General features: G+C 46.7%; 27 protein-coding genes and 1 pseudogene. 7 read left to right on the plus strand and 21 right to left on the minus strand.

Features of this window, described 5'->3' with window-relative positions; translation table 11 throughout:
• Window positions 1-132: 132 nt before the first annotated feature.
• The 3 genes from Xsze_RS06840 to Xsze_RS06850 all read left to right on the plus strand — a co-directional run bounded on the left by Xsze_RS06840 (window position 133) and on the right by Xsze_RS06850 (window position 3,431).
• The gene (locus Xsze_RS06840; protein WP_038236626.1) at window positions 133-1,494 is read left to right on the plus strand and encodes a DUF6687 family protein; all 1,362 of its coding nucleotides are present in this window, start codon (window positions 133-135) and stop codon (window positions 1,492-1,494) included.
• Window positions 1,495-1,519: 25 nt separating this feature from the next.
• The gene (locus Xsze_RS06845) at window positions 1,520-1,966 is read left to right on the plus strand and encodes an acetyltransferase (protein ID WP_038236624.1); all 447 of its coding nucleotides are present in this window, start codon (window positions 1,520-1,522) and stop codon (window positions 1,964-1,966) included.
• Between the two features lie 502 nt (window positions 1,967-2,468).
• Entirely contained in the window at window positions 2,469-3,431 is a 963-nt protein-coding gene (locus tag Xsze_RS06850) for a VirK/YbjX family protein (RefSeq protein ID WP_038236621.1), read from the plus strand.
• 484 nt (window positions 3,432-3,915) lie between these two features.
• On the opposite strand, the gene Xsze_RS06855 is transcribed toward Xsze_RS06850, so the two are convergent.
• Window positions 3,916-4,512, minus strand: coding sequence for a GNAT family N-acetyltransferase (locus tag Xsze_RS06855; RefSeq protein WP_038236618.1), 597 nt, complete (start codon window positions 4,510-4,512; stop codon window positions 3,916-3,918).
• Between the two features lie 252 nt (window positions 4,513-4,764).
• On the opposite strand from Xsze_RS06855, the gene Xsze_RS06860 reads away from it, so the two are divergent.
• On the plus strand, window positions 4,765-6,786 hold the full coding sequence (locus Xsze_RS06860; RefSeq protein WP_038236616.1) for an oxidoreductase: 2,022 nt from the start codon (window positions 4,765-4,767) through the stop codon (window positions 6,784-6,786).
• Window positions 6,787-6,853: 67 nt separating this feature from the next.
• Here the strand turns inward: Xsze_RS06860 and Xsze_RS06865 are convergent, their stop codons facing one another.
• The 18 genes from Xsze_RS06865 to Xsze_RS06950 all read right to left on the minus strand — a co-directional run bounded on the left by Xsze_RS06865 (window position 6,854) and on the right by Xsze_RS06950 (window position 22,092).
• Window positions 6,854-8,083, minus strand: a complete 1,230-nt coding sequence (locus tag Xsze_RS06865) for a beta-ketoacyl-ACP synthase (protein WP_038236871.1) — start codon at window positions 8,081-8,083, stop codon at window positions 6,854-6,856.
• Between the two features lie 17 nt (window positions 8,084-8,100).
• Window positions 8,101-8,829, minus strand: coding sequence for a 3-ketoacyl-ACP reductase FabG2 (locus tag Xsze_RS06870; RefSeq protein WP_038236614.1), 729 nt, complete (start codon window positions 8,827-8,829; stop codon window positions 8,101-8,103).
• Window positions 8,830-8,833: 4 nt separating this feature from the next.
• On the minus strand, window positions 8,834-9,304 hold the full coding sequence (locus tag Xsze_RS06875) for a hotdog family protein (protein ID WP_038236612.1): 471 nt from the start codon (window positions 9,302-9,304) through the stop codon (window positions 8,834-8,836).
• Window positions 9,304-10,470: a beta-ketoacyl-[acyl-carrier-protein] synthase family protein gene (locus Xsze_RS06880; RefSeq protein ID WP_038236610.1), complete on the minus strand. Its 1,167-nt coding sequence runs from the start codon at window positions 10,468-10,470 to the stop codon at window positions 9,304-9,306. Before Xsze_RS06880 ends, Xsze_RS06875 begins: the two co-directional genes overlap by 1 nt.
• A 3-nt stretch (window positions 10,471-10,473) precedes the next feature.
• Window positions 10,474-11,037, minus strand: coding sequence for a DUF3261 domain-containing protein (locus Xsze_RS06885; protein ID WP_038236608.1), 564 nt, complete (start codon window positions 11,035-11,037; stop codon window positions 10,474-10,476).
• Complete coding sequence (locus tag Xsze_RS06890; RefSeq protein WP_038236605.1) at window positions 11,034-13,358, minus strand: MMPL family transporter; 2,325 nt, start codon at window positions 13,356-13,358, stop codon at window positions 11,034-11,036. The genes Xsze_RS06885 and Xsze_RS06890 overlap by 4 nt, the downstream gene beginning before the upstream one ends.
• On the minus strand, window positions 13,330-13,953 hold the full coding sequence (locus Xsze_RS06895) for an outer membrane lipoprotein carrier protein LolA (RefSeq protein WP_038236602.1): 624 nt from the start codon (window positions 13,951-13,953) through the stop codon (window positions 13,330-13,332). Before Xsze_RS06895 ends, Xsze_RS06890 begins: the two co-directional genes overlap by 29 nt.
• Entirely contained in the window at window positions 13,950-14,372 is a 423-nt protein-coding gene (locus Xsze_RS06900; RefSeq protein WP_038236599.1) for an acyl-CoA thioesterase, read from the minus strand. Before Xsze_RS06900 ends, Xsze_RS06895 begins: the two co-directional genes overlap by 4 nt.
• A 3-nt stretch (window positions 14,373-14,375) precedes the next feature.
• Complete coding sequence (locus Xsze_RS06905) at window positions 14,376-16,076, minus strand: glycosyltransferase family 2 protein (RefSeq protein WP_167331003.1); 1,701 nt, start codon at window positions 16,074-16,076, stop codon at window positions 14,376-14,378.
• Window positions 16,067-16,426 (minus strand): ApeI family dehydratase, encoded by a 360-nt coding sequence (locus tag Xsze_RS06910; RefSeq protein WP_038236596.1) that lies wholly within the window; start codon window positions 16,424-16,426, stop codon window positions 16,067-16,069. The genes Xsze_RS06905 and Xsze_RS06910 overlap by 10 nt, the downstream gene beginning before the upstream one ends.
• Window positions 16,413-17,795 carry an AMP-binding protein gene (locus Xsze_RS06915; protein ID WP_038236593.1) on the minus strand — a complete coding sequence of 461 codons (1,383 nt, stop codon included), beginning with the start codon at window positions 17,793-17,795 and terminating at the stop codon, window positions 16,413-16,415. The genes Xsze_RS06910 and Xsze_RS06915 overlap by 14 nt, the downstream gene beginning before the upstream one ends.
• Entirely contained in the window at window positions 17,792-18,370 is a 579-nt protein-coding gene (locus Xsze_RS06920) for a COG4648 family protein (protein WP_038236865.1), read from the minus strand. Before Xsze_RS06920 ends, Xsze_RS06915 begins: the two co-directional genes overlap by 4 nt.
• A 77-nt stretch (window positions 18,371-18,447) precedes the next feature.
• Window positions 18,448-18,699, minus strand: coding sequence for an acyl carrier protein (locus Xsze_RS06925; RefSeq protein ID WP_038236591.1), 252 nt, complete (start codon window positions 18,697-18,699; stop codon window positions 18,448-18,450).
• An 11-nt stretch (window positions 18,700-18,710) separates the two neighbouring features.
• A complete protein-coding gene (locus Xsze_RS06930; RefSeq protein WP_038236588.1) occupies window positions 18,711-18,968 on the minus strand; it encodes a phosphopantetheine-binding protein in 258 nt (85 codons plus the stop codon).
• 18 nt (window positions 18,969-18,986) lie between these two features.
• Window positions 18,987-19,778, minus strand: a complete 792-nt coding sequence (locus tag Xsze_RS06935; protein WP_051462352.1) for a lysophospholipid acyltransferase family protein — start codon at window positions 19,776-19,778, stop codon at window positions 18,987-18,989.
• A gap of 1 nt (window position 19,779) precedes the next feature.
• On the minus strand, window positions 19,780-20,520 hold the full coding sequence (locus tag Xsze_RS06940) for a beta-ketoacyl synthase chain length factor (protein WP_038236586.1): 741 nt from the start codon (window positions 20,518-20,520) through the stop codon (window positions 19,780-19,782).
• A 13-nt stretch (window positions 20,521-20,533) separates the two neighbouring features.
• Window positions 20,534-21,607, minus strand: coding sequence for a methyltransferase (locus tag Xsze_RS06945; RefSeq protein ID WP_038236584.1), 1,074 nt, complete (start codon window positions 21,605-21,607; stop codon window positions 20,534-20,536).
• 95 nt (window positions 21,608-21,702) lie between these two features.
• Window positions 21,703-22,092: a hypothetical protein gene (locus Xsze_RS06950; RefSeq protein ID WP_038236582.1), complete on the minus strand. Its 390-nt coding sequence runs from the start codon at window positions 22,090-22,092 to the stop codon at window positions 21,703-21,705.
• A gap of 837 nt (window positions 22,093-22,929) precedes the next feature.
• On the opposite strand from Xsze_RS06950, the gene Xsze_RS23195 reads away from it, so the two are divergent.
• The gene (locus Xsze_RS23195; protein ID WP_323852500.1) at window positions 22,930-23,205 is read left to right on the plus strand and encodes a hypothetical protein; all 276 of its coding nucleotides are present in this window, start codon (window positions 22,930-22,932) and stop codon (window positions 23,203-23,205) included.
• 13 nt (window positions 23,206-23,218) lie between these two features.
• On the plus strand, window positions 23,219-23,374 hold the full coding sequence (locus tag Xsze_RS23200; RefSeq protein ID WP_339352123.1) for a hypothetical protein: 156 nt from the start codon (window positions 23,219-23,221) through the stop codon (window positions 23,372-23,374).
• A gap of 34 nt (window positions 23,375-23,408) precedes the next feature.
• On the opposite strand, the gene Xsze_RS06960 is transcribed toward Xsze_RS23200, so the two are convergent.
• The gene (locus Xsze_RS06960) at window positions 23,409-23,816 is read right to left on the minus strand and encodes a type II toxin-antitoxin system HicB family antitoxin (RefSeq protein ID WP_038236580.1); all 408 of its coding nucleotides are present in this window, start codon (window positions 23,814-23,816) and stop codon (window positions 23,409-23,411) included.
• Between the two features lie 62 nt (window positions 23,817-23,878).
• Window positions 23,879-24,067 (minus strand): type II toxin-antitoxin system HicA family toxin, encoded by a 189-nt coding sequence (locus Xsze_RS06965; protein ID WP_038236577.1) that lies wholly within the window; start codon window positions 24,065-24,067, stop codon window positions 23,879-23,881.
• 1,013 nt (window positions 24,068-25,080) lie between these two features.
• Here Xsze_RS06965 and Xsze_RS06970 point away from each other — a divergent pair.
• Window positions 25,081-25,755 (plus strand): annotated as a pseudogene (locus Xsze_RS06970) (integrase family protein); the annotation flags it as partial.
• Window positions 25,756-25,838 lie beyond the last annotated feature (83 nt).

Genomic DNA, 25,838 nt, shown 5'->3' on the forward strand with positions numbered 1-25,838 from the left:
CCCAAAAGTGCGAACCCATCCTGCTGCGCATTTATTGCCATTTATCTCCATGGCCGGAATGGTACTGTCCAAGAGGTTAATTAATAACCACCAATTATTGCTCCAACAATCGGAATTAACAGGAGATATTCGATGGTATGCACCATTCCTCTTCACGATGGCGATCATTTGGTTCAAGTTGATGATGACGTTGCCGCCAGACTCGGCGGGATTGAGTTACGACTTCTTGCAAACCGTGTTGTTGCAATTCGTGATAATCACTTTTCGGATTTACAAAACATTATTGCCGGGGGCGGTGCCATTACAAAAAACGGCAATCCATATGACCTGCGACGAAAAAATCTTGCAGTACTGCACTACTGTTTCAACCGTGATAATGAACTTGAATGGCGTGAGCCTGACGCTGATGATACTCGCCTTGCCGTGCTGACGCCGACAATTGCCGTGGCGACCCTATCACCACCCATTCAGCCAATAAAGCTGTCACCTGACGATCGACTGGCATTCCTGCCATTCGAAGAGACACGCAATGTGCCGAATATAGCTGCTGATGCAATCCATAATACAGCCACACAACTGACACTGTCTCACTGGCCGGCGAACCGGACCCCCGAGCGTTACAAGGCGGATCTTTCGACTGAAAGCGTTATGCAGTTTTTGTCTGATAACAGCTCAGGATACCCGGATGCCCAGCGTGTCACGACCGACCATTTTGATCTGGACGGGCTGGCGTCTGTGTATGCACTGATTGCGCCTGAACATGCACAAAATCATAAACAGCTTCTCATTGATATCTCCCGGTTTGGTGACTTCTCGCGTGGCCACAGCACAAAAGCACGTCAGATTGCATTCGCATTGGATACGATTGCCGCGCAAATGTTGCATGCCCAAGGCACTGTCCAAAACGAAAGCCTGCGCATTGCATCCCTTTTTGGTACAACGCTGCCAGCATTACGTGATTTGCTGGACGCTTCTGGGAACGATGAGGGGCTGTCGGCTCATGAGGTACTTTGGCGTGATGCTGAACAGCATCACCAGGAAACAGAAGCATTGCTTGAGGGCCTGAATGTAGTGGCTGAGCAATATCCAGAAATCGATCTTGCCATATTCCGGTTGCCTGCCTCTCATGTGCCGTATGTGCGCATACCGCAGCGTTATTTTGGCCTTTCGCCCATTTCTTTCCATAATCGCACGCCTCTGTCGACAATAGCACTTGTCACAGAAAACGACATTGTGGTTCATCAACGCTATGAAGGATGGGTCGCATTACAGACTGATGTTCCAAGGCCTCGCCGTGATTTGTCCATTTTGGCCCGGGCATTCCAAGCCATTGAAACAAAAGATTGTTGCTGGCATTATGATGGCGTGCAATATATCATGCCTCGACTTGGACGCCGCGGAGCAAAGTTAACTAGTTTACCGATAGAACAAATCGAAAACGAACTAAAGCGTTTCCTCACGATTGCCCCTGCTGCTTGGACACCCAACCTATAACGGGTAAAACATGCGGAGCTATTCAATGCAGATACAAAAAGCCAGTCAGGCTGATTTTTCGACATTGATTCAGATTTGGGAAGCTTCTGTTCTTGCCACCCACGATTTCCTGCCTAAATCCATGATTGATGTTTTGCGCCCACAGATCCTCAACGACTACCTGTCTAATCTTGTGGTCTATAAGGCGGTGGATGCACAACAGAATATTGTTGGATTTATCAGTACCGATCAACACCGTGTGGAAATGTTGTTTATCTCTCCGGAAGCACGGGGAACCGGCGTTGGTAAACTATTGCTGAAATTTGCCATCAGTGAATTGCAGATCAATGAAGTGGATGTAAACGAACAAAATACACAAGGTGTGGGGTTTTATCAGCATATGGGGTTTCAGGTTACTGGCCGCTCAGAGCTTGATGGGGAAGGCAATCCATTCCCGTTATTACATATGAAGCTGGATAACCATCAGGTGTGAAGGCTTATACCTGCCACCTTTCAAGATAATGCGTAACAGCGGGACAACTTCCCCAGTAACATCATGAAGGATGTGGCTGGGGTTTTGAGTGTGGTCAAAAAAAACGGAAATCTGAAAGATTGCGGGTAAAACGGGTAGGTAGATGGCGGGTATGGAAACGTTCTGGGAGGTCATCGGTAATTAAATACCTGTCGTTTTGTTGTCCATTTAAAATTGGCTATTTTACTCAGGTTCATTCAAGTTCAGAAAATAGATAACATGTTAAAATATAAGAACAAGTAAACTGTTGAATAACTCATAATGGTAATTGATTCAATAAAATAAACCCTTGTGTCATACAGTTGAACTGAATAAAGAATAAAGAAATATAAAGTTTTTTATATAAAAATAAAAGAAATCTAAATCAATAGATTATTTTGCAAACATTTAGGTAATTTTTTATAAATCAATGATAGAATCGGGACGGTATCAGTCTTTTTATTTCTATCGAGTTTAATTATTAATGAATTATCTACAAAAACCTGCTTCTTCAGGAATGAAGCTATTTGTCGATCTTGTGAGAAAGCGCGTTAATCCGGGAATATACTGGCATTCTTCAAGTTATCGTACCAAATTTGCACTTCGTAGTATGTTGATGCCGATGTCGACATTGAAGCTTTTGGATAGCCTTGCCAGAACACCACGCTATCTGGATATTCTGAAAAAGCAGCCTAGCTTGCCTTGCAAGTTGCATCGCCCCTATTTGAGTATCAACTTTAAACGTAAACAGATTGTTTGTGCATTGAATGAACATTATGAATTATTATTCAGTCGATTAACTCATTCTGTTACAAGCCATTTATTTAATTATCAGGCTTATTTATTGGCAACTATTCAGGGTAAGAATGAATCATTCATGATATATATGGATTCATTAGATAATCTGAATAAAGAAGGTGAGACTGCTTTATATATTACCAATTCAGAAAATTATATTCTGGCAAAATGTGCATTCACTTTGTTGACCGTGGATGGAAAGCAGACATTATTCATTGGCGTGTTGCAAGGATCAAACCAAAAGGATAATTCTCTGGAGATTATCCGAAATGCGACAAAAGAGTGTCATGGTTTATTTCCAAAACGTCTTTTGGTTGAGACTATTTGTCACTTTGCCGATCATATGAATTGCGAACAAATTCTGGCGGTCAGTAACGAGACACATATTTACCGCAGCATACGCTATTGGCATAAAAAGAAAGATAAAATGGTCGCTGACTACAATTCTTTCTGGGAATCCCTGAACGGGGTCAGAAAGGAAAATAATGACTTTCACCTGCCATCAACCATAGAAAGAAAATCACTGGATGATATTCCCAGTAAAAAACGTGCAGAATATCGCCGTCGCTACCAGTTGTTGGATGAGCTGGAAAATAGCATAAAAACGTCCCTTACCACTGGGCCTGCTTCAGCTGGCGGAAAAGAGTAGTTTAGTCAGCGAGATACAATCCCATCCTGTAGGGCTGTCTCTTGATCTCTCAGATGTGATCAAGAGACAGGTTTTTTAGGGGGAAAAGGATGTCGGCTTTCTCCACAACATCACCCCAATCGTCCTACAAATAGCAGTGATAATAGCAATATATTTATTTCTTCATCTTTAGTTGATGGTGAGGATTTTGCGGTGAGGTTCAACGGCTATATTGCCGTACAGCGGGAGTTTTAAATTTACCGTAAAACTCTGCATAAATGCGCGCTATCTATTTTCTTTGACTTTGATATATACATATTTTGTGTGTTTTTTTAAACTTGGTGCCATCAAAATTAATGAATTAAATATTTTTATGCGGCTTTTTATAATATGAAGAATTATCCCAATAAATAACATTAAAATTAGTATCTTGTTTTTCAAATTGCTTCTTTATTGGAAATTCGAAACTCATTGGTTAGAGGCACGGATGGAGAATGAATTATCATCACCGAGGCTTCGCCATTAACCATGCAAGGTGGTTTTTAATCGCAGGCCATTCGTTCAGGAGAATGCTATAAACGCACGTATCCCGCACCGAACCATCCCGGGATCGCATATGGTGACGCAGGATGCCATCCAATTTTGCCCCCAGGCGCTCAATTGCCCTGCGGCTTTGATGATTCAGGAAATGGGTACGGAATTCCACCGCCACACATCCCAGTTCTTCAAATGCATACTGCAACAACAATGTCTTGGCTTCTGTATTGATGGGCGTACGTTGGGATGAAGCCGCATACCAAGTTGAGCCTATTTCCAACCTGGGAATATTCACATCAATATTCATGTAAGTGGTCATTCCAATGGCCTTTCCTGTCGCATTATCGATGACGGTAAAAGGCAGCATTGTTCCCTTGGCGTGCAGCGCCAAGCGGCGATCAATTTCCGCATGGACATTGGCAGGATCAGTGACATAGGTGTACCACAATTTATGTAACTGCCCATCCTCAATCGCATTTGCAAACTCTTCATGCCTGTCGTGCGACAACGGTTCCAGCGTGACATGTTTTCCTGTCAACGTGATCCAATCAGTTATTTGTTTCATACTTAATTTTTCACTGTTGTTGAAGGGTACTCTGGCAGTATGCATAGTTAAAAAATAGGCGACAACTATTTATTATAGGTATTTTTATCACTGTAGATTTCATGATGTTTGTCACAATCGCTTAATAAAGAGATTCCAATCAGGCCGTAACTGTCTACATTTGATAACCATCTCATCCGACCACTTAGTTATGACCAAGTGATGCAGAAAAATAATATTTTTTGAGTTACCAAATATTTGATGGAGAATGCAATGAGCAATTACCCTCACCTACTTGCGCCGCTGGATTTGGGTTTCACCACATTAAAAAATCGCGTCTTGATGGGTTCAATGCATACAGGGCTTGAAGAACATCCCGATGGCGCCAGACGTTTGGCTCAGTTCTATGCAGAACGTGCAGCAGGAGGGGTCGCTTTAATTGTGACAGGCGGTATTGCGCCCAATCCGCAGGGAGTTGTCGCGGCAGGGGCAAGTGTCCTGAATAGTGAAGATTCGCTGGCACACCACAAGGTGATTACAGAGGCAGTACATCAGGCGGGGGGAAAAATTGCCCTGCAAATTCTGCATACCGGACGTTACAGTTATCAGAAAGATTTGGTCGCGCCTTCCGCTGTTCAGGCTCCCATAAACCCTTTTATACCCCGGGAAATGTCTGAAGAAGATATCCAGCAAACCATCAAGGATTTCGCACGATGCGCTCAACTTGCCCAACAAGCGGGTTATGACGGTGTTGAAATCATGGGCTCTGAGGGGTATCTCATCAATCAATTTCTTGTTACCCGCACAAATCATCGACAGGATAAATGGGGGGGCGCATTTGAAAACCGTATGCGCTTCGCTTTGGAAATTGTCAAAGCCATCCGCGCGATTACGGGAGAGCGTTTTATCATCATTTACCGCCTCTCGATGTTGGATTTGGTTGAAGATGGCTCTAATTGGCAGGAAATCGAGCAACTGGCATTGGAGATTGAAAAAGCGGGTGCGTCCATTATCAATACCGGCATTGGCTGGCATGAAGCCCGTATCCCAACCATTGCCACTATGGTGCCAAGAGCCGGATTCAGTTGGGTAACGGAAAAATTGATGGGAAAAGTGGGCATTCCTTTAATTACCACCAACCGGATAAATGATCCTCATGTTGCTGAGCAAATTCTCAGTGAAGGCTGTGCTGATATGGTGTCGATGGCGCGGCCTTTCCTGGCCGATGCGGAATTTGTCATTAAAGCCGCACAAGACAGGGCTGACGAAATCAATACCTGCATCGGGTGTAATCAAGCTTGCTTAGATAGGATCTTTGTTGGCAAGCTGACGTCTTGTCTGGTCAATCCACGTGCTTGCCATGAAACAGAGCTGATTTCTGAACCCGCAAACGCCCCCAAAACCATCGCTGTTATCGGTGCAGGGCCTGCCGGATTAGCTTTTGCTGTCACCGCAGCTAGCAGGGGGCATCATGTCACGCTATTTGAGCGTGATGACAAAATTGGCGGGCAATTTAATATTGCCAAACAAATCCCCGGCAAAGAAGAATTTCATGAAACGCTGCGTTATTTTGATCGCCAACTGGCATTGAATGGCGTCAAAGTTTGCCTTAATCACACTGCGATGGCTGAGCAGCTTTCATCATTTGATGAAATTGTCATTGCAACAGGCATCACGCCACGTATGCCAAACATTGAGGGCATCGATCATGAAAAAGTGCTGAATTACCTTGATGTATTGAAATATAAACGGCCTGTGGGGAACCGTGTTGCGATTATCGGTGCGGGTGGCATTGGTTTTGATACTGCGGAATACCTGAGCCAAAGCGGGCAAAGTACCAGCTTGAGTAGCCATGCGTTCAGTCATGAATGGGGCATTGACCAAACTATTCTCCATCGGGGCGGCCTGAAGCCGGAAGGGGTACAGGTCGAACGTTCCCCCCGCAAAATTTATCTGCTGCAACGCAAGGATTCGAAAGTCGGTGACGGTTTAGGAAAAACCACAGGTTGGGTGCACAGGGCCAGCCTCTCTATGCGTGGCGTGAAAATGTTAAATAGTGTCCAGTACCTGAAAATCGATGATCAAGGCCTGCACATTCGTCGTGGTGATGAACAGCAATGCCTAGAAGTCGATAACGTTATTATTTGTGCAGGACAAGAGCCGTTGAAAGCACTCTATCAGCCATTGCAGGCAATGGGAAAAAGCGTGCATATCATTGGTGGGGCTGATGTTGCCGCAGAGCTGGATGCACGCAGGGCGATTGATCAGGGTACCCGATTGGCGCTTAAGATATAACCCTCCCTTTGCCGTTGAAAGACTCGCCCTATGTCTGGTAGGGCGAGGAACAATCCCATTTTTCCCATTAACGCCAGCGGCGGATCACCATTGACGTATTGATCCCACCGAAAGCGAAGTTATTGCTTTGGATAAAATCAGTCTGGATTTCACGCGGTTGATGCATGATATAGTCCAGCTCACCACACGCAGGATCAACCTCATTGAGATTGATAGTTGGCGCAAACCAGCCTTCGTTCATCATTTCTAGACTCAACCAAGCCTCAAGCGCACCACAAGCGCCCAAGGTATGGCCAAAATAGCTTTTCAATGAGGAAATCGGCGTCTGCTGACCAAAAATATTGGCGGTGGCCTGACTTTCGGCGATATCTCCCCGCTCGGTTGCTGTCCCGTGCGCGCTGATGTAACCAATATCGGCAGGCTGTAATCCCGCTGACTTAAGGGCCATTTCCATGCATATCTGCATGGTTTCAGATTTCGGCTGGGTGATGTGGGAAGCATCACAGTTTGTGGCAAACCCGATAATTTCGCCATAAATCTTGGCGCCACGTGCTTTGGCGTGTTCCAGCTCTTCCAGGATCAATGTACCGGCACCTTCGCCGATGACCAAACCATCACGGTTAACATCAAATGGGGAAGGGGTGGTGTTGGGGTGTTCATTTTTCTGGCTGGTGGCAAACAATGTATCGAAGACGGCCGCTTCGGATGGACACAATTCTTCGGCCCCGCCCGCGACCATAACGGTTTGGTAGCCATGGCGGATAGCTTCCCATGCATAGCCAATCGCTTGGCTTCCGGAGGTACAGGCGCTTGACGTGGGGATAACCCTGCCGCGCAGACCAAAGAACAGCCCAGTATTGACGGCTGTCGTATGGGGCATCATCTGGACATACGTGGTGCCGGTGATGTTGTTGGTGTGTTTTTCCGTCAGCATGGTCGCAAATTCACTGACGGGTTTGGTACTGCCTGTCGAAGAACCGTAGGCAATGCCTGTTTCTCCGTTGGTCAAGACTGGATGACCCAGCAACCCCGCCATTTCTAACGCAAGCTCTGTGGCGCGGGTTGACATCAGGGAAACGCACCCCATGGAACGAATGCGTTTGCGGGTATAGTGTTCGGGTAAAGTAAAATCAGTGACGGGAGCACCGAGATGGGTATTAAGCCCTTCATATTCTGCCCATGCGGGCATTTGTTGAACCGTGTTGATACCCGCTTTCAATCCTGCGGAGACAGACTGCCAGTTGTCCCCCAATGCAGTGATCCCACCCATCCCCGTGATAACGACTCTGCGGGGCATTTCGCTTTGGCGCTGGCTCATAGCATTCCTCCGTTGATTGAGATGACCTGGCGAGTCACATAGCCGGCAATATCAGACATCAGGTAACTGGCAAGACCCGCCACTTCATCTGCTTGCCCCATGCGTTTCATCGGGATCATATTCATGGCTTCTTTGAGTGCGGCTTCTTCCATTTGGATCATGTCTGTGCCAATCAATCCGGGAGCAATGCAGTTCACCGTGATTTTCCTTTTTGCCAATTCGATCGCCAGCGCTTTTGTCGCGCCGATAATGCCTGCTTTGGCCGCACTGTAATTGACTTGTCCGCGGTTACCCATCAGGCCGGACACGGATGACAGGGTGATGATGCGTCCCCCTTGGCGCAAGCCAATCATCGGCATGATGCAAGGGTGGATAACATTGTAGAAACCATCCAGATTGGTGTGGATGACGCTATCCCAATCGTCGCCTTCCAATGCAGGAAAAGCGCCATCTTTGGCGATCCCCGCATTGCAGACGATGCCATAGTATGCTCCGTGGCTTTCGATATCTTTTTCCAGTGCCTCAAGGCAGGCGGTGCGATCTGAAACATCAAAATTCAGTATGCGGCCGTTGCCTCCGTTGGTCTGGATCTGTTCCAGTGTCTCCTCCGCACCTTTCGCATCGCGGTGGTAATGTACGATGACAGTAAAACCTTCTGCCGCCAGTCGACAGGCAATTGCTCTGCCGATCCCTTTGCTGGCACCGGTCACTAGAACTGAACGCATTGTGTTACTCCATCCTGTTTATCAGTTGTGTGAGTTCTGTTTTGTTAGGTTGGTAGGTGTTCAGGCGGCCTGTCACGAGTATCGTGCCATGACAACTGATATCACCTTCAAAACTGCCAAATTTTTCATCTTGCAGTAATAAATTCATTTGAATATCAAGCACACTGCCCTGCGCAAAAACAGGCGCCTGGCAACGTACTGCCCGTCCGCCCAGCAACATGCCCAACGCGGAATTTTCTTCTGCTTTTTCCCTGCGATGCCAGCCAGACCAAACACCAATGGTTTGTGCCATGATTTCAATGGCAAACCAGCTCGGCAGGTGCCCTTCATCGTTAAGGAAGGGAGACAAGACCCCTGTTTTGCTCACGTTCACCTGACAATGAACATGCTCATCGGAAACATTAATCACTTTTTCCAGTAATACCATCGGAGCTTCATGGGGGAGGTAATGATCTACCGGTAAATAATCAGGCATTATGCCACTCCCAATATCAGGCTGGTGTTATTGCCACCAAAAGCAAAAGAGTTCGACATGACAATCGATTTTTCCAGTGGTTGTGGTTGGTCTAGCAAACCACAGTAAGCAAGTGAAGCGTCTTTTCCTGTGCGTGAAAAATCCTGCGGGGGGAGTGGCAGATGACGTGTCAACAGGAGCCAACAAAGTGCGGCTTCACAAGCACCTGCCGCACCGAGGGTGTGGCCCGTCAAGTGTTTGGTTGAACTGCACGGCGTATTTTCACCAAAGAGTTGGTTGATGACATGGGATTCCATCTGGTCATTCAATTTCGTGCCGGTGCCATGCAGATTGATATAGCCGATGTCTGCGGGAACAAGCCCGGCGTTGTCCAGCGCCATATTGATGGCTTCAATTGCCCCTTTCCCTTCGGGATGGGGGGCAGACATATGCCATGCATCACTGGACTCGCCCACGCCGAGCAGTGCAACAGGCTGGGGATCGCGTGTCAGCAGCATCAATGTCGAAGCCTCACCGATGTTAATGCCTTGGCGGTTTTCACCAAATGGTTCGCACTGGACGGGAGAAAGTGCTTCAAGGCTATGGAATCCGTTGATTGGCATGCGGCTTAATGTATCCGCACCACCGACAATGGCGGCATCAACCAACCCCATTTCAATGAGGCGCTGCCCACTGATAATGGCGCGTGAGCTGGATGAACAGGCCGTGGAGAGGGTGAAGGCTGGTCCATCAATACCAAGGTAATTAGCCAGAAAACGGGAAGGATCACCCAATTCTTGCTGATAATAATGGTAGTGTTCATCCTCTTGTTGATGAAGGGTCCGGCTAACATGCCGGTCACCTTCGTTGAGCCCGGAGGTGCTAGTTCCCATGATAACGGCGATGCGCTCCCGGCCGTGGCGGGCAATGGCTTCGTCTACCTGTGGTTTTATTTGCATTAAGGCCGCCAACAATAGGCGATTATTGCGGCTGTTGTGTTCAGGCAAAACATCAGGGATGGCGGGAAGCTCGCTGTCAATGCCACCCAAACAGCAGGTTTTATCAGGCTGTAACCAGCCAGAACGCTCGTACATGCCGGGAGCGTGCCCGAGTACAAGATTCTGCGCAATTTCATCCAGATTATTGCCCAAGGCATTGAGCATGCCTACGGCTGAAATGTAAATCATGGTTTATTCTTCCAGATGCTGAATGGCAATATCGTAGCCAAAAATAAACTGTTGGACACGGATCGGGCGCCGTGTACCATTTTGGGTTTCATAATGAATCTCTGTAATTAATTTCCCCTCTTTGTCATGGAGTTGACGAAGATTCCCGTTATCCTGAAGTTTCCATCCACTGGGCAACTGGGCCTGCCAAGCCGCAATGGGCCAATAACTGAGCATGATATCGGCCAGAACCTGATTGGCAGGAGGAAGCTCCGGCAACACAATGGCGTGCTCGGCATGAATGCCCTTTTCATCGTAATCCAGCTTAAACAGCCTGATGCCCAAGGAAGACAAACCCGCCAGTGACAGATGCTGGGCATCCGCATTGAGCAGCACAATCAGTGACTGTGATTTGCCCTTTACCGTTGCAGTCAGCAATTGCTGTTCATTAATGGCCGGTGTGATGGCGGGTGCTGGCAGAAAAACACGGACACCCGGTTTAAGCCACGCACTGGGCGAGTTGTCTTGCGGGAAATGTGTACAGGCTGCCAACAGGCAAGTCAGGGACAGGATAAATCGCCGTATCATGATTTCTTTTTCCTTTTTTGGCGTTCAGGCATTGCCAGCGGGGATAGCAGGAATGCCGTAAAGATCCCGCTGCACAGCACGATGCCAAAACTACTGATGGCTTGAGTGTGACTGAATACCAGCATGCCCAAAGTGAGCAACGAAGTGCACATTGCGACACTGATTGCCAGTAAAGAAGTCAATGCCGTTCCTCTTGGGTTACTGAAAAACAGGGTATAGTTGATGCCAATGCCCAACACCAGAACCAAAGCCAGAATTGAGAACAAATTAAGGCTATGGCCGCTGAAACCGAGAACCGCCAGCCCACAACCGAGGGACAGCAATGAGGGCAATATGCTGGTGATACCACGCCGCACACCAAGCCGCACAAGGTAACTGACCGCGATAAGCATAATTGATCCCACCAGCAACCAACCAAGCATGGTGCGGTAAAATTTAAACATCTCATCAAAAGCCAGTTTGCGATCTACCCAACTGACACCTTCCTGTTTTTCCGCCAATTGGCGCATCAGCACACTGTCTTTCACGCCGTTGACGGGCAACAAAACCCCACTTTGCCCCTCTGGCAACGTTATCCACATCAAACGCCATCCTTCGCTGACAACACTGGTGAGCCATTCGTTCGGTGTGACGGTCATGGGGTGAGTATCGGGTTGCTTGATGGTTATCCCAGCCTCCGCCAAACGGGCCATAACAAGGGGAATGGCCGCCTTGAGCAGTGCAAGATCCTTGCGTTGCTGGGCAAGGGAAGAGAGGGGAAGGCGTTGGTAATCACGAATGTTGCCTTGTTGCCTCTCTGCATCCAGTTTTGGGATAAAGGATTCCAGCCGTTGCAGAGTTTGTTCTGCATTCTCGCCGTAAACCACGAACCATTTTTGGTCACTGCGTTGCCCGGTCAATGTGGCGATGCGTTGCTCCTGCTGATGGATGTCCTGCGGCAAATCCTGCAATTGGGCAATGTCATCATTGATCTGCAAACGGGAAATTCCCAGTACCGCAAAAATGGCCAAAATGGCAGGCAGGCCCATTGCAAATCGCTTGTTGCGGCGCCACAAAGCCAGCCAGCGCATGAGCGTGATCATGGCAGGAATAGGGCGTACCGGCAGATTCTTTACCAATGAAGGATACCAGCAAACGACAGTCAGGCAGGACGCCGTTAGCCCTGCGGCGGCGAATACAGCCAATTGGCGCAAACCGGGGAAAGGGGCGAACATCATGATCAGATAAGCAATGACCGTCGTCGCCAATGCCATTAACAAAGCAGGCAACACTTTTTGCATACTTTGCCACGGCGTGACTTCTTGCCCATGCACCATCCGCTCTGTCAGATAGTAAATGGCATAATCAGCGGAAATACCGATGATACTGATGCTCATGACCAGCGTCATGAAATGCAATTCACCAAAGAGACTTAATGTCGCGACTGTACCCGCCAATGCACCAGTACTGATGGAGAGGACACACAACAACAACGGCTTGGAGGAACGGAAAACACCGTAGATCAATAAAAATACCCCGAATACGGTGGCACTGCCTAATGTCGAAATATCGTGTTTTGCCTGTTGTGTTGCGTAATCACTGTAAAACAGCGTGCCCCGAGACATCACTTCTGCATCGGGAAATTGCGTTTTCAGCGATTGTTGCAACTGTTCCAGTTCAGTGACAGCATGATGCCCTTGCTGCATATCAAAAGAGGGGCTTTGGAGTTCACCGTGGAGCAGATACCAATTTCTACCGGCATTATCTTTGGCGACCAACCAGCCATTTTGAAGCCGCAATTGGCTGGATGTCTGCTGGAGGGCCAATTGTGACCCCCTGACCAGCATTAAGGGGTCATTGCTCAATTCTTGCCCGCTGACACCGGAAAAAGCGGAATAGACCTGAGACAATATCCAGTTTGCCTGCAAGCTGCCATCGTCTTTCAATCTGCCACGCGTGGCGGGATCGAGCATCGCGTTTCTGTGTTCGTAGTAAAAACGACCCCATGCTTGTTGCTGCTCTGTGGTCATCGGCCCTTTGATGCGGGTCAGAAAGGGCACCTTTTGCAGATGTTCCAACCAGTATTGGGCCGGTTTTTCATCTTCTTTCTTGCCGGGGCTGACCATCCACACCAATTGGCGGTCAAGGCGCTGCATGAACTCCTCTTGCAATGCGGGGGGCATGTTCCCGGCACTTTGTGCGGGTAACAGCGCCAATACGCTGGTGGACAAGCGAGATTGAGGCAGCAGAACGGTTAAGGCAATCAGCAAGGCAGCACACACCAACAACCAGAATAATGCCGGTAGGTGCGGCTCAGAATTTGAAGTGTTGCTCTTCTTCATTACTCAGCGTCTCTGGTGTCAATCGGTGTTGTGTGAAAGAGAGTTCTGTGCGATCACCTTGGCGATCGGCAAGTAGAATGCCATCAAGATTTTTCTGTCCATTCAGGGTAATTGCCGTGAATAACTTGTCCAACGGTGAAGTTTTGGGTGTCAGTACCAAACGCCATTTTTCCTGTCCCAGATCGTGGAATTCGATGGTGAAGTTTTCCGCCAGTACGGTACGGTCGGCTTGAAACAGGGCGCGCATCAGATGATTGAATTGGAACAGTTGCGGATTGGAATCTGCGGTAATGACTTGCGGCGCTTGCCCCGGCAAAACCTGCACCATGTGACTGTCGTTCAATACCATTGTCAGTGGAAACGGTTTTTGCTGATGCCACCATAACCCCTTGTGCGGTGAAACCAGCATTTCACCGCTGGAGTTCAGGGGCTGGGACATCCCTTGGATTTGGCGCACTTGCTTGAAATCAGCCCGAACGACAGGTTGATGAGCGAATCGTTGCTGCAATTCATCAAGCGTAATGCCATGGGCCACGTTATTGAACAGCAGGAAATTTACTGTCAGGAAGAACTGGAACCCCCGCCATGCATTCATGGTTTGACTCCCATACGTTCAAATAAAATGTCTGGGCTGACAAAGCACATTTCCTTTGTCTTTTCAGATACAGCAACTTGAATGGTGTAACCGAGGGTGGTTTTTTGGCCGCTGGCCGCATCAAAAACCTGATAGGCAATTTTCAACCGATTTTCATACTCTTCAATGGTGGCCCTGATACGAATTTTTTGCTCGAAGAGCACCGAGGCACGATACTTAATCTTGGCATCCACAACAGGCCAGACATAGCCTGACTCACGCATTTCGCTATAACCATAATTGATCTGGTTCATTAACGCTTCTCGGGCTATTTCAAAATAGCGGAAGTAATTGCCATGCCAGACAACCCCCATTGGGTCGGCATCATGGAATGGCACGGTCAATTCAACCTCGGCAGTAAAACGGGGGTCAGTTAGCATGTATTATTCCTTATTGGCTCGATCCGTCGGCAATTGCCAAAAATCGAAAAAGTTGAACCAATCAAGCGGTGATTGCAGCGTGTAGTGTTCAAGTCGGGAAGCATAGTGATCCACCGCCTGCTGTAACGCTTGCTCTCTTTGTTTGCGTGGCAGTTCCAACGGGTTGGCAAAATGCTCGCAATAAATGTTGAATTGGTTATTTTGCCGGAGGGCAAACATCAATAGCACGGGACAGCGCAATACCGAGGCAAGGATAAATGGCCCTTGTGGAAACGGAGCGGGGTGGCCGAGAAATTCACTCCAGACAACACGAGGCATATCGGCGCGCGAAGGATTGACGGCAATCCGGTCACCCACAATAGCAACCCATTCGCCCGCATCAATTTTTTCTTTCAACATGATGGCGGTATCTGCTCCCACATCAGTAACCGGCAATAAATTGATGCCTGCTTGCGGTGAGACTTCTTCAATGATCTGCTTGAAACGTTGAGCATGCTCAGTGAATACCAAGGCATTGATAGTTTGTTGCCCTGAGTGTTGGGCCAAAGCCCGACAAACTTCAATATCCCCCAAATGTGAAACCAGCAGTAACTTACCGCCTGAATCGCCATCCAAGAGTGTTTCTTCTGCTCCCGCAGCAAACTTGATATCTTTTCCCCATTTAAAATCACCTCGCCAACTTGCTATCTTGTCCAGCATTGCCCCGCCAAAACGGAGATAATGGTGATAACTGTTCAACTTGTGTGGCATTGTGAACCCTTTGCGTTGCATGGTGTGCTTGAGGCGCTCAAGGTACTGGCGGGATGCTTGGCGTTGTGCGCCACCTGTCGCCCAGAAATAACCGACAACGGGATACAGCAACCACTCAAAGGGCTTGCGTCCCAATTTCCGGTAAACCGCCAACATAAATTTCATGCCAAGCAGCCCCTGACGCTCTTCAATATCGGACCAATGGCGGCGCTTGCGCCACAGCAGCGATGGAATGCGCGGCAACATGCCGAAAAAGAGACGGGTATGCATCCATGAAATGCTGAGGTTATCTCGCAACGCATCAAAATGGGACAAACCATTTTCAGGGTAGGTGACTTTTGTTGGCACAAAGACACTTTCTGTCCCTTGCCAATACAGCCGTACCATGATTTCGATATCAAAATCCATTCGTCGGCCAATCTCCTTTCTATCCAGCAATTGCAGCGTGGCGGCCAATGGATAAACCCGAAAACCACACATACTGTCTTTGATGGACAAAGAGAGGGTTTCTACCCAAACCCAAAAATGCGTAATATAGCGCCCGTAAAGGCGGGATTTCGGTATTGAAACGTCATACATCGGGCGGCCGGAGATTAAGCTTGCAGGATATTGCTGGGCTTTAGCCAGAAAGAGGGGAATATCCTCAAGGCAGTGCTGCCCGTCGGCATCCACTTGTAAGGCATGGCTGTACCCAGCAGCCACAGCTGCCCGCATTCCTGCCATCACTGCGCCACCCTTGCCTTGATTGTGCTCAAGGCGGATCAGGGTCACATTGGCAACAGACGTAGCCAGAAAGGCAAGACGGTGTTGAGTATCGGCGTCGCTGCCATCATCCACAATGAAACAGTGAAGTTGATGGGAGGAGAGCTGCTCCAGTACAGCCTGCATGGTTTTGCCGTGGTTATAACACGGGATCACCACACAAGGCGTCATTGTGTTCACACTCAACGGCATAGCTTTACCTTTCCTTGGCTTGCCGTTTGGTATCCGTCGCCATTCGGGATTTCCACATCATAATGGAAAGACAGGAGGTGCTTCTCTTCTTCCCATTTCATTTTCAATCGGAGTTTGTCTTTCGGCAGGAGAGGAAACTGGAATTTCACCATTTCAATGGCAGCAAAAGACCAATCTGGTGCAAGCAGAGTTTGGGCATAATGTATTGCCCAATCGATTTGAGCGACACCCGGCAAGAGTGGTTGAATGGGAAAATGCCCACGAAACCAAGCTAAATCAGGGTCTAAATACAGTTGTATTATGACCTCATTCTGAGCGGGGTGCTCACGGTGAATTTCAATGGGTTTCATCAAATAGTTCCTGTAATGCAGGCCATGAGCGCTTGCTTTGAGCATTCAAGGGAATGGCCTCAATGACTCGCCAGTAACGCGGTAATGCGACGGGTTCTAACAACGGTTTCAATTGGGCGCGCCAAGCGTGTGAAAACTTGCGTATCCCTTGTTGCCGATAATGTTGATGGGCTTCTTGTTTCAAGACCACCACCACCCCAATGTGGTTGCGGTTTCCCCGACGGATGAGCAACGCAGCGGCATCCGTGATTTCATTGATTTCACACAGGCGGCGCTCGATCTCTGACAAAGAAATGCGTTTCTCCTCGATTTTTACCGAGCGGTCACGGCGACCCAGCAATGTGAAGTTACCGTGGTCGTCAAAATCAACGTGATCATCTAACACCAAACCCGCGGGATCAGCGAGCAGGGGAGAAAAGACACGCAGGTTTTCTTCTTCATCTCCGAAGAATGACACATCCTTGAATTTTACCCAGAGGGCATCATCGGTTTTGCGGTTGCGCCAAGCCATAATGCCCGTTTCGGTACAACCATAAATCTCATTGGGGGCAATATTGAGCCACCGCATGACTTGTTCGGCGTGGTTAAAATGCAATGGCCCACCCGCAGAAACCACGAAATGGCAATCTGGGGCCGGGAGCTTACCATCAAGCCGCTGCAAAAAAGCCGGGCTGCTTATCAGGGCACAACGCGGGCTATTTGCCAATTGCTCAGGAAACTCCACCTGCTTGCAGTCGAAAGGTAAACCCAAGGACATGGGCAGCCAAAGGCGGAACGTTAATCCGTATAAATGCTGATGGCTGACCGAAGCCCTGATAATACAAGATTGCAATTTATCTGCCCACAGGAAAGCCAGCCACTGGGATTCAAGATCCATTACCGCGACCGGTTTAGTGACTTGCTGGGGCATGCCTGTTGAACCGGATGTGAACATGACCAGCGCTGCATCAGCAGGAATGGCGGGTAGCGGTGTATCAAGGGATGCATGGGCGGTGGCCGCCATCTCCAGATTAGAGGAGGCAACCTGCCAGCAAGGACAGGTTAGATTCAGCGGCAAATCCGTCAGCACTCCATCAAACAACGATTGCTGTTCCTGTAATTGGGCTTCGCGGCAATGCCCGGGAATAACCGGTGTCTTGCCTGCATGCAGCGTTGCCAGCAATGCGACACAGAAAAAGTAGCTATCCTCAAAACATAGGGCCCAGCGGGAAGCTGAGCGTGTTGTCTGGCCCAGTGTTTCCAGATGCCGGTAGAGTGCGGTGACATCTTGCCGAAGCGTATTCAAATTACGAGTATTGCTGCCCCAACTGATTAGCCTGTTGGGGCAATTATCCTCTGATAGCCATTGGGATATGGGTTGTGCTTTCATTTTTTTCTTACCCGTTGGCGCACCAACCATTCAATGGAAATGAGTGATCCAATTAACAGATAGCTCACCATTCCGTTCCATAATGTCCATAGGTTCATATCGTTATACAGGCAAGTGCCAAGCGCCACTGTGCCATTGAACATAAAGAACAGACACCAGATGTAAGTGACTTTGCGTGTATAGGCAATGCCTTCTGGCGGTAGATGAGGCTCTTTGAATCGAGCCATTCTTTCAATGATGGGAGGCCCATAACGCAATGAACTGCCAAACACAGTCAGTAAAACGAGATTGACAACCACTGGGTAGTACATCAGCAATTGATGGTTGTGCAGAAATAAACTGGCTAATCCCAGCGTAATCCCGGCAATGGATAATACCCATCCGGAATTCCAGCCACTATTTTGCGGATTGCGGGATTGCTGCCTGCTCAGCAGCAATCGCAAAACAAAAAACAGAATAATGACAACCAACATTGTGTGAAATTGACCGCAGTTAACCATCGCCCATACCAAAAAAGGCCAGACGATTAGCATCATGGTATTCACAATGCGGAGAAATAAAATTAACGAGTTCAATTGATTACCCAAATGTTTGCTGCGTGTCTCTGCTAAACTGGTTATTCTTCTTCCAACAATTGCTTTTCTTTCAGCAATTACTCTTCTTTCAATAATTGTTCGACGGCATCCACAACATCCTGAACGGTATGGACAGATTTAAACGCTTCCGGTTTGATCTTGCGTCCGGTTTTTTTCTGTAAATGCACGACCATGTCAACGGCATCAATGCTGTCGAGTTCCAAATCTTCATACAGTCGTGATTCAGGGGTAATCTCTTCAGGAGCCAGTTCAAATAACTGAACTAACAATTGCGAAACTTCCTGAAAAATGGCTTGTTTTTCCATGATGCCCCCTGTTTTTATACTTGCTGCGATTGGATGTAAGCCGCCAATGTGGCGACAGAAGCGAAGTGTTGGCGCATTTCTTCGCTTTCTGAGGACAACACGATGCTATAGCGGTTTTTGACTGCCAAACCCAGTTCCAATGCATCAATGGAATCCAATCCTAAACCGTCGCCAAACAGGGGGGCATCGGTTTCGATGTCAGCCGGTAAGAGATCTTCCAGATTCAGGGTGTCTATAATGAGTTGTTTTATTTCAATATGTAATTCTTGCATCGTCATATCCGACATCTATTAATGTGATGGTGTTAGTAATTGAGTTAGCTGACGATTGAGTTGACGGGCAGCAATGGCATGTCCGTTTTCAGTGTCGACAGCAAAATTCTCGTTGGTGAGTTGATCGCCAACGGTGATGGTGTAAATCGGCTTTTTCGGTGGGATTTGATACCACTTGCTTTTTTTGTTTAACATCGTTTGGCTGCAAGTAATGTGTACTATCCGCAAATCGCACTCACACCGCACAGCGATATTGGCAGCGCCTCGCTGAAGTGAGATGGGCAACCCTGGCGTTGTGCGTGTTCCCTCCGGAAAAATCAGGATATTGCTGCCGGAAGCCAACCGTTCACGGCAAATGGGCAGCAACGTTTCTGCATCACTGTTGATGAGATAACCTGCGGAACGGATCACGCCATTGATAAAAGGATTGCGCAGCAACGCAGATTTCACGATGCAATCTACATCCGGCAAAGTGGAGGCCAGTATGACGTAATCCAGCAATGTTGGATGGTTGGCAACAATCAGGCAGCCTTTATCTGCCCGCAGCTTTTCCAGACCGTGAAAGTGGTAATCCAACACCCCCAATTTTCGGGTCAAAAAAAGAAACAGACGAAAATTGAACGAAATGCTATGACGTGCAAGACGGCGGCGTTTGTCTTCGTTGCGTTGAAAAATCAACAATAAATTAAACCAGACAAGGGAGAGAAGTAACCCTCCCATGCCAAACAAAGCGAAACAAAATCCGGTCATGAGCAGACGCCAGAACCCATTAATGCGTTCAGTGAAACTGACGGTTGCTTTTTTCATCATCTCATCGGCTCCAATTCCATTGGCAATGCTCACCTGAAACAGAAAAATTTTTATCGCCCCGCAACCAGCCATGTAAAAATTGTAGGCTCTGAGGGAGAGGTGATGCCGTTCTTAACGATGAAACGTTTGGATCACAATGAACCTGTTTCTGGCATAAAAGAGGTGGGCCTTGTTCCAACAGCAGTGCGACCGCAAACGGATAAGTGGGGGTATTGGCCGGAATGGCATTGTGGTAAAAATTCGGAATGACGCCGTCAAAATCCACGAGCAGGACGTTGCGGTGACCAACATGGAGGAGCGTCAAAGCTTCAAACAATCCTTGCTGGAAACTGTCAATGCCAGCAGAAACAGAAGAGGAAACCAGAGGGGCTTTAGCCACAATCGTGAGATTGCCCACTGAAGAATTATGTACGGACATGGCAAAATTCGTGGGTGAAACACTCTCGGTTAGCGCCAGATTTTGCAATATTTGATAATTGCGCTCCAGCTCACCGTGGCGGCTGGTATAAACAATGGCATCGACTTGGTTACGGCGCAGGATTCCCAAACCACAATCCACGGCAAGACGACTGCCAGAACTGAGACGGCGGGCCGTCATCATGGGAAGTTGGGTGCATTTTGTCAGTGGGTGCGACTCATCAATGATTGCGGGTGATGATGCAGACCATGCTGCCCATTCTTCAGGCGTGGAAAGCCCCGGAGCGATGGCCTGCCAATCTGTAATATCCAATGTCAATTTCATGAAATACCGTTCGTTACTGCTTTTTGCAGATCAGTAATGTGTGCCCAAGCCCTAACTGATCAATTTGATTTTCTATGACCAACCCTGCTTTATTCAGGAACTGGGTAAAGTCATCAATGCTATAAAAGCGACTGTTGCCGTTTGCCATGCATGTAAAATAAAGCGATGTTGCATTAAGGCTATAAGCCGCCGCTTCAAAAGGCTGACAATCCCAGAACAGTTCCATGATGCAGATCCGTGCACCGGGTTTCATCGCTGCTGAGATTTTGCGCAGAATATCTACAATTTGTGTTTCGGAAAAACAATCCAGGAATTGACTCATCCACCAGATATCCGCTTCTGTGGGGAGTTCATTATCCGATAACATGTCAACAGGGTAGCCGAAAATACGATCAGCCATGCCTTGGCTGCGGATATTTTCTTCAGCCAGTTTTATTTGCTGGGGTAAATCCAGAATAGTGACGCTGACTTTACTGTCATATTGGCAGCAGCGCAATGCCCATTTTCCTGTATTGCCTCCCACATCGTAAATCACGCCGGGCATCATGGAGAAAACGGTTTTCAATGCTGCATTAAATGCCGAATCAGAATAAAAATGATCGAATGAAAACCAACTGGTCTTCGCCGGTTCAGGCAATTGGCTCAGCGCTGGGTAAATAGTTGACCATTCGCCAAAAACCTTCAAACCGGCGGGCTTATTTTTCATAAGCGATTCTTTTAGGTGGAATAGCCCTTGATAACAAACGTCTTGGGTAAAATCCATATTGACGCGGGTCATTTTATCATGCAACAAATAATGGCCAATTTTGCTGATGAAATAACGCTCATCTTTTTTGATGATAATTCTGCCACTCAATCCCATATTGAGCAAAATACCTACACCGTACCCATCTAATTCAGAATGGCTACATATTTCCTCTTTCGTTGCGCCGTTTTTATGGTTTTTATCTAAGAAAGATAAAATGCCACAATCACGTAGCCCGATTGCAGTCTGAAATAGCATGGGAGCAAAGGCAATGCGTTGAGCCTCAGTGATGGCTTCAAGGGCACTGAGTTCATCTTTGTCATAATTATAGGCAGAGATCATGTATCTAATATACCTGTTGTCAGTAAATAGATTGAAAAGAAAGCCTATCTCATCAGAAATGGATGATTACTTGGGATAGGCTTTAATATGGGTGCTTAATGATTACTCAGCAGGGCTAAATTTAACTGAATGTCTTTATCCAGATTATTGACCCAACGGTTATAATTGCGGTGAATTTTCCCGTTATGTGCTTTTAGATTGTGACTGGTCACATAGTTAATAGAGTAGTTTTTGTTGGTATAATTGATGCGTATTTGCGCATCATGATCACGATTTTTCAAATACCCATTAATGACACCCGGTGAAACTTCAGTCATAACCCACTTACGTTTTTGGCCTGCTTCCAAAATCGCTTTTTTGACATCAGGCAGAGAATTGTGAGTCATGATAGTGGTTTGAGGGGTTAATATCGGTGTATTACGTGCGCAGCCTGAAAGCATGACAACGCAAGCCAGACTGATTAATAGCTTATGTGACGTTTTCATCATTGTTCTCTGATTTAGAAGAAGTTATATAGCTTATGACATAGTGACTTTTATGCCAAATAGTTTAAATAAATTTTGATAGTCCTGTTACATTTATTATTCTATTCACCATCTCATTGAGGATTTTATTTTATTTTCTAGATATTATTGCTGTTTTTTTATTGGTTTTTATACCATATTAACTGCTTTTTAGTTATTTTTTGTCCATTTAATCTGTTAGTTTAAATTTGGGTGTAATATAGCAAAAATAAATTCATTTATGTCATGAATGGAATTTTATTTTTTATTCGTTTTGTTGATGAACCCACTTTGGATACGCGATGTCATTTTTTATACAACTTCATTTTTGAAGAGGATTCGAATGATGCTTGGGAATATATTCGTATTGTTATTAACGAGTAACTTAAAATGACGTGGTGATAAATTCGATGTTTTATTGAAGTTACGAATGTATTTGTTATAAACCTTCAATACTCCTTGAATACTTACTCTATTTTTACCGTTATTTAAGTGTTGGTTAATTCAATAAGAAATTAATTAAATTTAAATTAATAAAGAATAGTGGGTTTGGTTTTTATTCTTGCATTGATGAAATAAGCATTCAAAACATTACACATATCATTTTTTCCACTTATAGATCCCTTGGCTGAGCAGCATCTTGAGATCCACTGGCGGTAGGTTATTACCATACTTCCCACGCCATAAGGAGTAAGGCATTTTTGGGGATTTTTAGACGGGATAACCCTGCCTATGATCCAGTCATTGCGGCCGGGCTTTGTGGTCAACCAACAGCGGCTGAATAAGGTTAATCATAACTAATGAAAAGATGGCCATCACGTGGTTGCCCAAAGGCCACCAATCGGAGAGCAAAACCCCGATACAGCGGCAGATGGATGCCGCTTACCCGAGTTATCGGCTGGCCTGCACTTGCCCAAGTTCGCCCGGATTGAGGCCCACATGGAAAGCACGGCCTGTGGGGATATTTTTGACCCGTTTCGGCCACACTACGCCGTGGATATGCAATTGCTGGATGATGACGGTCAAAACGCCGCCGCGCCGGTGTATCAGGCCGTCCCGTTGCCCCGTGGTCTGGGTAGGCAGTCAGCAACTTAACATGATGGACCTAATGTTAGAGACACTGGATGTGGTCAGGGAGCTGGCCGAACTGACTGCCGCCCATACCCATCACAACACCGGCACGCCGGAGGACGCCAGCGTGATACGCAACACGGCCGCTAAATCGGAGGGGTTGCAAGAGAAGTATTCGCCGGTGATTGGCTAATCTTGGCGTCAGGGCAGTTTCCTGCCCTGATCTATTAGGGATGAGCAATTTCTTTTCTGGCTAATTCAGCGAGAAAAGCAGAACGGTTTTTATAGTGTCCGTTTTTCTCAATGTAGCGGTCTATCGCGGTTAATAGATTGCCGGGCATGGTTAAATTAAATTTGACCGCCTTTGATTCATATTTAGCGGGATCTAACTCAATGAGCGCGATAACTCCGCCATCCTCAGACAAGCGAGAATCATTGATGTAATCAGATGGGTCTTTAGGGGCAGGAACATAACCGCCTTGTTCAGTCAAAACTTCCATGTGCTGCCCGAAAGCGCTTTCAGCATCACGGATAGTGTCTTCCAAGGTATCGCCAGCGAAAAAACAGCCCTCAACATCTGGAAAGTAACCGTCAAACCCATCTTCGGTTTTAAAGATAAAGAGTGGATAAATCATAGTGTACCTCGTTGTTTTATGATGAGTAGCGCAGAGAAGGAGCGGTTAGACCGCTCCTTGTGCTATAGCAACTTCAATCCTGAAATATTTTGTGCCTGCCTGATAATGCCCTTTGAAGCATCCTTTCTAGGATGCGGTACGGTGATTATCTTCATGACTCCCGACTTGGTTAACGTGACATGACTTCCGTCTTGTCTTGCTTTTATCCATCCGTCAGCTATTAGGCGTTTTATTAACTCTGCACTGCTCATCAACCCTCCGTTTTGTTAGTGTGTGGGTATAATGCCTATAAATATTCGAGGGTTCAATAACTTTATAGGTGTTATACCCATAAAGTTTAATTGTATACTATTTGCTTTCTTATCCTTCAAATTCATTACCCGCCATAAAACGCAATCAGACGTACACAGAGCCATAATCAATTAAGCTGACTTCCCCTCGTGGTTAATTTGGATCGCGTGTCTATGTCACGTCTACGCAGCACAATCCCCACGAAATAAACGTAAACCTGACGTAAAACGCATTACACCGCACCCGCCTGCACGTTTTGGATCAAAAAATTATTTCAGTTTTAAAATCCTACAAAGCAAGTCGCCAAACCGCGTCAGCACGGGCAGTGTGGGGAACATTGCAAAATGAAATGAGTGAAAAGATTTTCAGGGAATTTCAGTTTTTGGATCTAGAACGGATCGCAGAGAAAACGTTAACCAATTGATATAAAACGGAAATATCTGTTTTACGTGAGAAATTGGGTCGCGAGGAAAGGCTAAAAGAAATTTTTAAATACAGTAACAGTGCGGCTTTGTGGTCATTGAGAAACTGAAATCAATAAGAATTATTCTATTGCCCAAAAATTTTTTTCTCTTGGTTTTGATGAGCTAAAAATATCCAGTAAAAAATCGTGAATAGAGTAATGTCCAGAAATGTTGTGCGACACTTTGCTACAGGCATAAAAAAACCACTCGCGTTTGAGTGGTCTATCTTGCTGATTTAACAGCTAAAATTTGGCGGCCCCTGCTGGACTTGAACCAGTGACCAAGCGATTATGAGGCTGGATATAACTTCCTACCTATTTATGCTTATTGTTTATTTTCAATAAATTATAAAATTCACAACCACTGTATAAATACCCATAAATAACCTAAAATACTTGCCTACGGTGTCCTATAGGTATCCTACAGCCTGAAAACGATTCACAGGATACCTTCATTGCTTGGTAACAATGGAAAAGTGGGTTTTCACTTTTCAATATAGAGGGGGAGATGTGGAAACTTTCAAATTCACGAAAGCCAAACTGGAAAGCCTGCCACCCGCAGAACGCGGACAAGTTGAGTATGGTGATACGGTGGTAAATGGTTTACGTATTCGTATCGGTACGAGCGGAGTTAAGAGCTTTTGCATTTCCAGAAAGAGAAACGGAAAGTTTATCCGCGCGATATTAGGCCGATTTCCTGATCTCTCCATTGATAACGCCAGGGCAAAGGCGCTTGAAGTTCTTGGGTAGCTACTGTTCGGGATAAAGCCGAAAATGGAAGGGATGATGTCGCCGTTGCTGCATGTGACGCGGTTGAAATGGCTATGTTTACTGGACTACGTAAGTCAGAGATTTTTAACCTTACTTGGGATCGTGTGAATATGGGAGGTCATTACTTCTGGATAGAAACAACCAAAAACGGCGATCCGCTCGAACTTCCCATTACCGATACCCTTCAAATGGAACGATGCCCGTCGCACGTTCGGTACAATCGCTGAATTAGTGGGCGTCGGTAACTATATTTTGAAGCGCCTGATGAATCACAGAATATTACGCAGTGCTGATGTTACTCAGGGGTATTTACATTTTGGTGCTGATGAATTGCAGGAGCCAGCTAAAAGAATAGAACAAGCCATACTGGAACATGCAGGCTTGGTAGAAAATAATAAATTGGTCAGAAAGCAATGGCCAAACGCGAAAATCATTCTTGCGGCTGATAATGACTGGCACGAACAAGGCGAACGGGACAAAAACGGCAAACTAAAAAA

The organism is Xenorhabdus szentirmaii DSM 16338, from assembly GCF_002632585.1.
Lineage (GTDB): Bacteria > Pseudomonadota > Gammaproteobacteria > Enterobacterales > Enterobacteriaceae > Xenorhabdus > Xenorhabdus szentirmaii.